Source organism: Streptomyces sp. Y309 (assembly GCF_056712025.1).
On the sequence record NZ_JBWYAE010000004.1, the window covers coordinates 209020 to 220362 of the forward strand.

The 11343-nt window shown below is 70.0% G+C and carries 9 protein-coding genes and 1 pseudogene; 4 read left to right on the forward strand and 6 right to left on the reverse strand.

Annotated elements, in window-relative coordinates; genetic code table 11:
* Positions 1–13: 13 nt before the first annotated feature.
* Together AC0KTA_RS41270 and AC0KTA_RS41275 are read right to left on the reverse strand one after the other, a co-directional pair.
* A complete protein-coding gene (locus tag AC0KTA_RS41270) occupies positions 14–1066 on the reverse strand; it encodes a sulfotransferase family protein (RefSeq protein WP_481057080.1) in 1053 nt (350 codons plus the stop codon).
* Positions 1067–1102: 36 nt separating this feature from the next.
* The gene (locus tag AC0KTA_RS41275; protein WP_481057081.1) at positions 1103–1879 is read right to left on the reverse strand and encodes a thioesterase II family protein; all 777 of its coding nucleotides are present in this window, start codon (positions 1877–1879) and stop codon (positions 1103–1105) included.
* Between the two features lie 310 nt (positions 1880–2189).
* Here AC0KTA_RS41275 and AC0KTA_RS41280 point away from each other — a divergent pair, with 310 nt between their 5' ends.
* The 3 genes from AC0KTA_RS41280 to cysN are packed head-to-tail and all read left to right on the forward strand — an operon-like array spanning position 2190 to position 5844.
* Complete coding sequence (locus tag AC0KTA_RS41280) at positions 2190–2999, forward strand: 3'(2'),5'-bisphosphate nucleotidase CysQ (RefSeq protein ID WP_481057082.1); 810 nt, start codon at positions 2190–2192, stop codon at positions 2997–2999.
* Positions 2999–3931, forward strand: coding sequence for a sulfate adenylyltransferase subunit CysD (gene cysD, locus AC0KTA_RS41285; protein WP_481057083.1), 933 nt, complete (start codon positions 2999–3001; stop codon positions 3929–3931). The genes AC0KTA_RS41280 and cysD overlap by 1 nt, the downstream gene beginning before the upstream one ends.
* Positions 3931–5844 (forward strand): sulfate adenylyltransferase subunit CysN, encoded by a 1914-nt coding sequence (gene cysN, locus AC0KTA_RS41290; RefSeq protein ID WP_481057084.1) that lies wholly within the window; start codon positions 3931–3933, stop codon positions 5842–5844. The genes cysD and cysN overlap by 1 nt, the downstream gene beginning before the upstream one ends.
* A gap of 72 nt (positions 5845–5916) precedes the next feature.
* Here cysN and AC0KTA_RS41295 read toward each other — a convergent pair whose 3' ends face one another.
* The gene (locus AC0KTA_RS41295; RefSeq protein ID WP_481057220.1) at positions 5917–7680 is read right to left on the reverse strand and encodes a tetratricopeptide repeat protein; all 1764 of its coding nucleotides are present in this window, start codon (positions 7678–7680) and stop codon (positions 5917–5919) included.
* A gap of 309 nt (positions 7681–7989) precedes the next feature.
* Positions 7990–8616, reverse strand: a pseudogene (locus tag AC0KTA_RS41300) (FAD/NAD(P)-binding protein); the annotation flags it as partial.
* 943 nt (positions 8617–9559) lie between these two features.
* Here AC0KTA_RS41300 and AC0KTA_RS41305 point away from each other — a divergent pair.
* Positions 9560–9829 carry a hypothetical protein gene (locus tag AC0KTA_RS41305; RefSeq protein WP_481057085.1) on the forward strand — a complete coding sequence of 90 codons (270 nt, stop codon included), beginning with the start codon at positions 9560–9562 and terminating at the stop codon, positions 9827–9829.
* Positions 9830–10304: 475 nt separating this feature from the next.
* Here the strand turns inward: AC0KTA_RS41305 and AC0KTA_RS41310 are convergent, their stop codons facing one another.
* Together AC0KTA_RS41310 and AC0KTA_RS41315 are read right to left on the reverse strand one after the other, a co-directional pair.
* Positions 10305–10487, reverse strand: coding sequence for a hypothetical protein (locus tag AC0KTA_RS41310; RefSeq protein WP_481057086.1), 183 nt, complete (start codon positions 10485–10487; stop codon positions 10305–10307).
* Between the two features lie 100 nt (positions 10488–10587).
* Positions 10588–11235, reverse strand: coding sequence for a DUF4360 domain-containing protein (locus AC0KTA_RS41315; protein ID WP_481057087.1), 648 nt, complete (start codon positions 11233–11235; stop codon positions 10588–10590).
* Positions 11236–11343: the final 108 nt, after the last annotated feature.

Below are 11343 nucleotides of genomic sequence, written 5' to 3' on the forward strand. Positions count from 1 at the left end.
CTGCTGTTGAGGCTCAGCCCATCATCGGGGCTGCCTGGTAGATGTTGTCGTAGAAGGACTGGTAGCGGGCCCGCGAGGCGTCGTCGACCGCTGTGCTGCGCGGCCGGGGCTTGGCGACCCGGCCGGCCGACCGCTTCGCCCAGTCCTCGGCGTCGTCGAGGGCGAGGAAGGTGCCCAGGCGGGTGAGTTCACCCTCCGGGTCCTGGAGCAGGTCCTCGTAGGCGATGCGCAGCGCGCGGTCCTCGGGCAGGCCGTGCAGCGCGTCGTCGGTCTTCCGGGCCATCATCGCCTGGAGGGCGATGAGGTTCATCATGGACACCTCGCTGCCCGCCCGGTAGTCGAGCACCTCGGGGGTGAGGTTCTCCGGCAGCAGGTGCTCCAGGTCCGGCGGCACCTGCGCGCCCGGCGGACGGGAGCCCTTGACGAACGGGTCGAAGCCGCAGCGCTGCCGGAAGCCCACGCTCAGATCGGCCATCAGGAACATCGAGTGGTTCGTCATCGACAGGGCGACGTCCACGATGTCCCGGGTGAGGTGGACGATCCGCACCCCCGGGAACATCTCCAGCAGCTCGGAGACGTACAGGCCGGAGGCGGCGGACTTCTCCACCCAGCGCGGCTTGCCGCCATAGGTGGCCAGCAGTGCGAACAGTCGGCGGTAGTGGGCGCCGAGCGCTTGCGTGGGGAACTCCGGGACCAGGCCGGCCAGTTCCTCCAGCAGCTTGTCCGGGTCGTCGCTGATCGCGGGCAGCGTGAAGCCGAGCAGCCCGGACAGCTCCGGCGGCGTCTGGTGGCGGCTGAGGTCGTAGCGGACCTCCTTGGGCACCCGGCCCAGACGGACCACGGTGTTCATGGACAGCCAGGGTTCGGTCACCAGCTCCCAGAATCGCCGGCCGGTCATGACCTCCTGCACCATGCCGGCCTGGTACTGGGAGCCGAAGAACTCCAGCAGCGGCACCATGGTGGAGTGCTCGGCGAGCAGGTCCGACACCAAGGTCGAGCCACAGCGGCCGCTGCACACGATGATGGTGCCCGGATCGGTGCCCGGTTCGATTTGATCGGTGGACATCACTTCGTCACTTTCCCATTCATCGCGTCGACGTCTTCAGCGCGTCGACGTCAAACCGGCTGTGGTGGAAACGATGTGGTCGGAGATGAGATTGACGATCTCCGATTGGTGATCGGTGAGATAGAAGTGGCCGCCTTCGAACACCTGCAACTCGAAGTGGCCTGTGGTGTGGTCGGCCCAGGCCCGTACTTCGGCGAGCGAGGCTTTCGGGTCGTCCAGTCCGACCAGCGCATATACCGGGAAGTTCAGCTTCGGCCCGGGTTCGTACCGATAGATCTCGATGGCCTTGTAGTCGCCTCTGAGTGCGGGCATGATCATCCGCAGGAGTTCCTCGTCGCCGAGGAGCGCGGAGTCGGTGCCGTTGAGCATCTGGAGTTCGGCCACGATGCGGTCGTCCGGGCCCTGGTGGACGGTCTCGTCGCGGTGCGTGGACGGCGCCCGGCGGCCGGAGACGAACAGGCCCAGCGGGGCGATACCCACCAGTTCCATCCGGGCGGCGACCTCGAATGCCAGCGTCGCGCCCATGCTGTGCCCGAAGAGGGTGAGCGGGCGGTCGGCCCACGGGCGCAGCGCCGTGAAGATCTGGTCGGCGAGTTCCGGAATGTTCTCGACCGGCTTCTCGGCTCTCCGGTCCTGCCGTCCGGGGTACTGCAGCGCCAGCACTTCCGTCGAGGGCGACATCGCCTCGGAGACCGGGTGGTAGTAGCTCGCCGAGCCGCCGGCGTGCGGGAAGCAGACCAGACGGGCTTTGGGATCCGGCGACGGGTGGAACCGGCGTATCCAGGCAGTGCTGGCCGCGGGTTTTCCTGACATGGGGGGCGCTGTCCTTCCCGAGCGAAACACCAGCGTCGTTTCGGGGCGCGAATTCGGCCGAAGATATTCAGCGAGCGCTGGCCGTCGTCCATTTATAGTCGAATGAAACGGTCTCACCATGCTCCGAAATGACCAACCCCTATTGCGCCCCTAAAACACCCCTAGCCCCTGGTGGAAAACTCCACCATCTGCTGCGGCATCTCGTTTTCTGCATGTTTTATCCAGAGGATCGTTTACCATTCCGGTAGGCAATTAGCAGGTGCCGTCGGCGTCGTGCGAATTATTCGAAAAGTTTGGGGGCGGAGTGGACGTGTCCGAGGTTCCCGCAATAGCGGCGGACGATGACCACTGGCTGGCACGGGCCGTGGCCCGCGGCGCCGGGCGACTGCTGCTGGCCGTGCGCGAGGAGAGGCTGCTCGGCGGCGCCGCGCTGGGACGAGCCGGGGACGCCCTGGCCCACGCGTGGATCGCCCGGGTGCTCGCCGAGCACCGCCCCGGCGACGCGCTGCTGTCGGAGGAGTCCACCGCGGACCCCGCCCGGCTGACGCACCGCAGGGTATGGGTGGTCGACCCGCTGGACGGCACCCGCGAATACTCCTCCGGCCGCGCCGACTGGGCCGTGCACCTCGCTCTCGCCGTGGACGGCGTGCCCCAGGCGGCGGCGGTCTGCCTGCCCGTCGAGGGCGCCACCTACACCACCGGGTCACCTGCCGCATCACCCCCCTGGTCTCCGCCATCGCCTTCACACCCCGCCACCCCCGGACCCCTATCGATCGCGGTCAGCCGCAGCCGCCCGCCCGCCGTTGCGACGGCGGTGGCCGAGAGCCAGGGCGCGCGGCTGGTCCCGATGGGGTCGGTGGGCGTGAAGGCGATGGCGGTGCTGCGCGGCACGGTCGATGCCTATCTGCACGCCGGCGGGCAGTACGAGTGGGACTCCGCCGCCCCGGCCGCCGTGGCGGCCGCCGCCGGGCTGCACGTCTCCCGGCTGGACGGTTCGCCGCTGCGCTACAGCCGCCCCGACCCGTACGTGCCGGACTTGCTGATATGCCGTCAGGAGATCGCGGAGCGACTGCTGGAGGCGATCGCCGCCGAATCCGCAGGGCACGCGGAGGAGACGTGATGAGGACGGAAGAGACCGGCTCGGTGCCGGCGCCCGGGCTCAGCCACCTGGAGCGGCTGGAGGCGGAGAGCATCCACATCATGCGGGAGGCGGTCGCCGACAGCGAACGTCCGGTGATGCTCTACTCGATGGGCAAGGACAGCTCGGTCATGCTGCACCTCGCCCTCAAGGCGTTCTATCCCGGCAAGCCGCCCTTCCCGCTGCTGCACGTGGACACCACGTGGAAGTTCCGCGAGATGATCGCGTTCCGGGACCGGGCCGCCGCGGAGCTGGGCATGGACCTGCTGGTCCACCAGAACCCCGAGTGCCTTGAGCTGGACATCAACCCCTTCACCCACGGCTCCGCGGTGCACACCGACTTGTGGAAGACCGCCGGGCTCAAGCAGGCGCTGGAAGCTCACGGCTTCGACCTGGCCTTCGGCGGTGCCCGCCGGGACGAGGAGAAGTCCCGCGCCAAGGAGCGGATCTTCTCCCTACGCTCCGCCCAGCACCGCTGGGATCCCAAGTGCCAGCGCCCCGAGCTGTGGCAGCTGTACAACGCCCGTACCGGGCCGGGGGAGAGCGTCCGGGTGTTCCCGCTGTCCAACTGGACCGAACTGGACATCTGGCTCTACATCCACCTGGAGAAGATCCCCGTCGTACCTCTGTACCTGGCTGCCCGCCGCCCGGTGGTGGAGCGTGACGGGACGCTGATCATGGTGGACGACGACCGGATGCCGCTGCGGCCCGGCGAGCGGCCGATGATGCGCGACGTCCGCTTCCGCACCCTGGGCTGCTACCCGCTCACCGGCGCGGTGGAGTCCACCGCGGACACCCTCCCGGCGGTGATCCGCGAAATGCTGCTCAGCACCACCTCCGAGCGGCAGGGCCGCATGATCGACCACGATGCCTCGGCCTCCATGGAGCGCAAGAAGCAGGAGGGCTACTTCTGATGGTCAACACCACGAAGCTGGTGCCCGAGGACATCGAGGACTACCTGCGCGGGCACGAACGCAAGGGCCTGCTGCGGCTGATCACCTGCGGCAGCGTCGACGACGGCAAGAGCACCCTGATCGGCAGGCTGCTCTACCAGTCGCACCTGATCTTCGAGGACCAGCTGGCCGCGCTCCAGGCCGACTCCGCGCGCTCCGGAACCAGCGACGGCGAGCTGGACCTCGCCCTGCTGGTGGACGGGCTGGCCGCCGAGCGGGAGCAGGGCATCACCATCGACGTCGCCTACCGCCTCTTTGCCACCGACAAGCGGAAGTTCATCGTCGCCGACACCCCCGGGCACGAGCAGTACACCCGGAACATGGTCACCGGAGCCTCCACCGCGGACATCGCGGTGATCCTGGTGGACGCGCGCAAGGGCGTCCTCACCCAGACCCGCCGCCACAGCTACCTGGTCTCCCTGCTCGGCATCCGCACCGTCGTGCTCGCCGTCAACAAGCTGGACCTGGTGGACTACTCGGCCGAGGTCTTCGCCCGGATCGAGTCGGACTTCCGCGAGTTCGCCGGGGCCATCGGCCTGACCGACATCACCTGCATCCCCACTTCCGCGCTGCACGGCGAGAACATCACCGCGCCCAGCGCCCACATGCCGTGGTACTCCGGCCCGACCCTGCTCCACCACCTGGAGACGGTCACACCGGCGGGCGGCGGCGACACCGAGCCGGACGGCGCCGGCTTCCGGCTCCCGGTGAGTTACGTCAACCGCCCGCACTCCGACTTCCGCGGCTTCTCCGGCACGGTCGTCGGCGGCACTCTGCGCCCCGGGGACCGCGTCCAGGTCCTCCCGGCCGGCACCGACAGCCGCATCGCGCGGGTGGTCACCTGGGACGGCGACCTGGAGGCGGCCGTCACCGGCCAGGCGGTCACCCTCACCCTCACCGACGAGATCGACGCCAGCCGGGGCGACCTGCTGTGCTCCGCGGACAGCCCGGCCCAGGTCGGCGACCGCTTCGAGGCCCATCTGGTGTGGATGGCGGAGCAGCCGATGCTCCCCGGCCGCCCCTACCTGGCCAAGATCGGCACCAGGACGGTCGGCGCCACGGTCACCCAGCTCCGGCACACCGTGGACGTCAACACCCTGGAGCGCGCCGCCGCCGGAGCGCTGGAGCTCAACGGGATCGGGCTGTGCGAGATCGCCTTCGACCAGCCCGTCGCCTTCGACCCGTACCTGGACAACCGGCACACCGGCGGCTTCATCGTCATCGACCGGCTGACCAACACCACGGTGGGCGCCGGACTGCTGCGCTCCGCCTCGCGCCGGGCCCAGGACGTGCACTGGCAGGCCGTGGACATCGACAAGGCCGCGCGCACCGCCCTCAGCGGCCACCGGCCCTGCGTGGTCTGGCTGACCGGCCTGTCCGGCGCGGGCAAGTCCACCATCGCCAACCTGCTGGAGAAGCGCCTGCACAGCCTGGGCAAGCGCACCTACCTGCTGGACGGCGACAACGTCCGGCACGGGCTCAACCGCGACCTCGGGTTCAGCGAGGCGGACCGGGTGGAGAACATCCGCCGGGTGGCCGAGGTCGCCCGGCTGATGGTCGACGCCGGTCTGATCGTGCTGGTCTCCTTCATCTCGCCGTTCCGCGCGGAACGCGAGATGGCCCGCGAGCTGGTGGCGGAGGGGGAGTTCTGCGAGGTCTTCGTGGACACCCCGCTCGCGGTCGCCGAGGAACGCGACCCCAAGGGGCTCTACCGCAAGGCGCGCCGCGGCGAACTGCCGGACTTCACCGGCATCGACTCGCCCTACGAGGCGCCCGAGCGGCCGGATGTACGCGTCGACACCACCGAGTGCTCCCCCGAGGAGGCGGTCGAGGCGATCGTGGCGCAGCTGACCGCGATGGGCCTCTTGCGCTGACCAGGGGCCCACAGGCCATTCCCCCCACCCCCATAAGAGCGGCGCGGCCGGTGAGATCACCGGCCGCGCCGCTCAACCATGCCCGTGCTCAGCCAGCGCGGGCCGCAGTCCGGCCAGCCGGGTCCGGTCCAGCGGCGCGGGCCGCCGGTCCAGCCGTGCGTCCAGCAGCGCGGCCGCCTCGGCGTGGTGGCCGGCCGCGGTGAGGGTGAACAGCAGCGTCTCCTCGATGACATCGCGCTGTGCCGCGCTGCCGCCGAGCGCCGCCAGCCGGGGCCGCAGGGCCCACAGCACCGGCAGCGCGCCGGCCCAGGCCCCGTCCACCACCGCGGCCAGCGCGGTGCACAGCGGGGAGACGACCTCGCGGAAGACCGGCAGCGCGTGCCTCTCCGCGGTGCCGCGCAGCCGCGCCAGGCCGGCCAGGTCCTCGGCCGCCGCCAGCGCCAGTGCGCAGTGCAGCGCGGCGAACGCCGTCGGCGGCTCCTCCAGCCACCCCTCGGGGGCGTGCTCCAGCAACTGGTCGGCGGGCTGCGGGCCCTCCCAGGACCGGGTCATCCGGCAGCGCCACAGCAGGGCCCCGGAGTCCACCAGCGCCCGGGTACCGGTGACCGACGGCGGGGCCAGCTGGTCCAGGTAGCGGCTGCGCACCGCCTCGCTCTGACCGGTCATCAGCTCGTGCAGGGCGGCGTGCCAGCAGAAGTGCGCCCGGTTGTTGGCCTGCGGCCCCTGCACCCGGATCCACTCGTCCAGCCACGCCAGCCCCTCGGCGTGCTGCCCGGTCTCGTAGAAGACATGGGCGCGGGCGTGCACCGCGTGGCCGGAGGAGGGCACGGCCGCCAGCGCGCGGGCGGCCAGCGCCTCGGCCTCCTCCCAGCGCTCCTGCTCCTGCCGGACGAACGCCAGCTGCCCCTGGTACCACCAGTCGTCCCCGTACGCCGGGGCCAGCCCCTCCACCAGCTGCCAGGTCTGCTCGCCGCAGGTCACCCCGCCGAAGGCGATGGTGGGCACCGCCAGGCTCACCGCGAGCGCGTCCCGGGGGTGCTCCTCGATATGCCGCAGCAGCGCGGTGTCGCCCTGGGCGCGGGTGCTGTCGACCCGGGCGGCGACCGCGGCGACGAAGCTCCGCTCCCGCTCGTCCGCGCCCCGGCGCACCCCCTCCGCCGCGGCCGCGAGCGCCTCCGGTACGTCCACCCGGGCACCCCACTCGTGGCCGAGCAGGGCGAGCGCCGCGTGCCCGACGGCGAAGTGGGGGTCGAGGCGGACCGCCTCGGCGATTGGCCCCTCCGCGCCAGACGCCACCCGCAGGATCCGGTCGAGCCCCTCCTTGTATGCCGCCGCCGCCTCGGGGGTGGTGCTCAGCCGCAGACCATGATGGTCCGTTGGTCTACGGCGGGACATCGGCTGATTCCCGGATCTCACCGAGGTCACCACTGCCGCGGCGACCTCGGTGGCCTGGGCGCGGATCTCCGGGATCGCGGTGGACTCCCACAGTGAGCCGCGGCGGATGGCGCCGAGCGTCCACAGCGGGGCGGCGGGCTCTCCGTTCGCAGCGAGGACCCGGCCGTCGGCGCTGGTCGCCAGGCCTAGGCCCAGCGGCCCGGGGACGGCCAGCCCCGCTGCGAACAGCGCGGTGGTCAGCGAGTCCGCTGCCCGGCGCGGATCGGCCTGCGGGCCGGTGCAGTTGACGACCGCACCGACGGTGAACCGCCGCCCGTCGGTGAGCGTGACACACAGCCCGCCGCTCCCGGTCACGTACGCGTCGGCCACCTCCCCGGCGCTCACCGTGAGCCGCCCGGCTTCCCGCGCCTTGGCGAGCCGGGCTGCGGTGACCGGCGGCATCCGGTGCCGATGGACATCCCACAGGCGTGCGTGCGTGCGCAGAAATCTGGCCTGGTCCTGCTCCGGCAGCCCTTGCCACAGCGCGGCGGTCAGTGGACGCAGCCCGTCCAGGGCGGGCCGCCAGTCCCCGTGGCTGCGCCGGGTGCGGGCCAGGTGGCGCAGCACCGCGCCGCGTATCTGGTCCAGGCCGACGTGACCGGTGAGGCCGCGCGGGACCACGGGCGCCGCCGGGGCAGTGGCGTGCGGCTGAGGAAGCTGCCCGGTGCGGGAGACCGCGTGCACGGTGCGGCCCGGCCGGTCGACGGACATCGCCACATCCACCATGGTCAATCCGGTGCCGACGAGCAGGACGTCCGCGTTGTCCGCGATCCGGTCGAGAGCCCCGGGCGCCCAGGGGTCCGCGATGAAGGCATCCGCATGACGGAGTGCGGGCGGCGCCCAGTCGGCGGACGGGGGATGGTTGCCAGTGGCCAGCACTGCTGCGTCCGCAGTGAGCGTACGGCCGGAGGCCAGTGTGAGCGTCAGCCCGTCTCCGTGCGCGACATCGAGCACGCGGTCCCGCATCCGGACGACTCGCCCCGGCCCGCCGACCGAGCGGGCGGCGAGGTGATCGGCGAGGTAGGCGCCGAAGAGGTGGCGCGGAACGAACCGGCCGGGCTCGGCCAAATGGCCGGCGTGGGCGCGCAGCCAGCGCAGGAAGTCGTCCGGGTCATCGGTCTGTGCACTCATCCGCCCGGCCGGCACGTTCAGCAGGTGGTGTTCGCCCGGCGTGGAGTAGGCAATGCCACGGCCCGTCGTCTCTGCCGGATCGATGAGCCGGATCTCAAGAGGCCGACCGCGGTCGGCCGCTGCCTCCAGCAAGCGGGCTGTGGTGAGCACTCCTGCGGCCCCGGCGCCGACGATCGCGACGTGACAGTTCGGTTCTCCATCAGTCATTGATGAGGTACCCCCAGGTCAACCCGTATGTCTACTTTTCAGTAGACAAAGTTGTCAGTGGCCTCAAGCTACGGACGGAAAGCCCGCTGGACTGCCCCGCGCTACCCTTAGCGACCCCCTATGCCGCCCGGATCCGTCGGCTCAAGGGGGGCTCGGCGCAAAGGATCCCGGACGCTCTCGCGGGCGCTGGTACATCGAGTGCGGACCGGACACGGCTGGCAGCACTGGCCCTTGGCGAACCGCGCCACGATCAGGGGTGCCGCGGCAGGTGACGATGTCGCGTAGGGGCCGTGCCCCCGTACGGGCGGACCTGTCCGCGGACCATCCGCACGGCGGCGGGGGCGCAGGGCCCATGGCGAATGCAGTGCGCATGCTGGCGAGGACGTCTGGGGGGCGGCTGTAAAGCGTTCCGGAGGAACCCCGATGCTCGCCGCCCTCCCCGTAGGTGTCGTGTTTCCTAGATCGCCAGCGCTCTTCGACCGAGTTCGTTTGAGACGACGGCTCGGCTCGTTCGGACAGACAGGCTTGGAGGACGGGCGGGGCTCGGACCCGTGAACTCACGGCGCGGCGGGGGCTGGCGCCTGCACCGTTTGGCACGCCCCACGACGTCGAGTGCGTACGGGGAGTTGAGGAACGACGAGGTGGAGCGCGGGGTGGTAAGGCGGCTCCGGCAGCGACCGGCCGCCTGCCTCGCCTGCATGGACGCGACCGGTCGCCGAGTGACCCTAGAAAGCTTCCCTGACCGCATTTGATCGGTGGATGTCCAGACCCAGCCGACAGGCGTGCCAGGGCTCTGCTTTGCAGCATCACCTTCTGCAGCGACCTGCGCCACTTCTCCATCATCGGACGCCTCGACAACAGGCAGCACGGCACGGCGCAGCCGCACGGAACAGGTTCCTGTGGATGACCTCGGCTGTCAGTGCCCTCTGGGATGCTCACCGGCATGGATGAGCTGATGCGGCGTCGTGTCTATGGCAGCGACCACGACGATCCCGACCCGGGCCCGCAGCCGGGGCGCGCGTATCGCGAGCTGGTCGGCGGACCGCTGGATGGCCTCCTGGTCGATGTCACCGGTTGGAGCGAGGAGGAGCTCGCCGAGGGCGCATTGTTGATCACCGAGATCGGTGCGTACGGGCCGGGCGGGCGAGCCGAGTACGGGCCCCGCGATGACACGGTCGCTGGTGTGTGGGACTGGCGGGGCGACACCCCGTGACCGGGCCGCGTCCGCGTGCCCTGCGGGGGTTCGGTCCGCCCACGTACCACACATGGGCGGACCGTTGTCCCTGGTCGATAGTGGGAGCCAGTCCGATGCGAGGGAACCATGCGCGGCATGCACGACGGCGTCCGCGAGCGTGGCAGGCGGACCTAGCTGGCGGCAAGGCAATTTGGGACGTCGGTACGGCAACTTCCCCGCGTGCGGGGAAGTGAACGGAGCCGACCGAGTCTGCGCCGTCCGCGACCGTCGAGAAGCGGTGCTGCGGCCCGTTTCTGACCGGACGTCGCGTTCGGCACGGTTGGGGCCCTTGTCCCACGCCCAGGCACCGGTCACTCCACGCTTCGCACGAGTTGAAGCGATGGGACAGCGGCGCATCAACTTCCAATGCGGCGCAGCCAGGCGGTCTCACCGGCCTCGCACAGCCCGACCTCCACCAGATAGTCGGCCAGCTTCTCCTGGACGGCCTCCCCCTTCAGCAGTTGCTCGGACCGTCGGCGTACTTCTCCGAGCAGAGAACCGCGACGTCGCCGCAGCGCAGTTCCTCGGCGAGGTAGGTGAAGACCATCGCCTCGAAGTGCTTGCGGACGAACTGCCCGGTGTGACTCTTGTCGACTACCACCTTGCGCCAGTTCTGGGTGGCGAAGGAGTTGTCCACTTCCTGGCCCTCCTCGTCGTGCCCGAAGCCGACAAGAGCTTCAACATCTCCTGGTGAGGCTTATGAATAACCCTCCAGGGCCACGCTGGGCGCCGTGTTCTCAGCGGCACTGTTTCCAGGCGAAGTGGTAAATGGTGTTCACACTGCCGTCGGTGGAGTCCATGGCCATGAGGCTGACGGGATCTGACGCGCCGTTCCGTGTGGTGACGCGCAACTCGGTGTTGATGTTGAAGTTGCGTTCTGCCCCGCAGGGGGCGTAGACGAGCGCGCCCACTGCTACCTGATCGGAGACTTGCCAGTTCTGGTCGCGCGGTCCGGTGAACCGGTGCGTGCTCCGGACCGTTTGCGGCAACCCCTGGAAGTAGTAGCCGGCTTGCTGTACGCCTGTAGCCCAGCGCGAAAGGCTGGCGTAACCGCGGTAATCGGCGCGGGCGATCGCGTAGGTGTATCCCTGCGGTACCTGCACTCGTAAAGCGATCTGACAGTTCTTACGCGCGTCGACGGGTCTGCTGTTACCGCCGGCCTGGGCTAGGTATTCGCTGTAGGTCACGGTGAACGCCGTGCTGTCTGGCGAGACAGCCACTGCTGCGGAACCTGGCCGGCAACCGGTCCCGTTGACGCTCGCAACGCTTATCGTGATACGTCCGGGTGGAACATCGCTGACGGGAACCGCGGAAGCAGGCGACGCTGCCACTCCGGCGGTAAGCAAGGACATCGCGGCGGTTACCGTGCTGAGGGCACTGAGCATGCTCATCCTCCCCATAACCCCCCTTGCTCGAGATGAGTCAAGGAGATAATGAGGACATCGAACACGGCAGTCCGTATGCACCGCCACAGGCTTTTTGGACATTCTCTT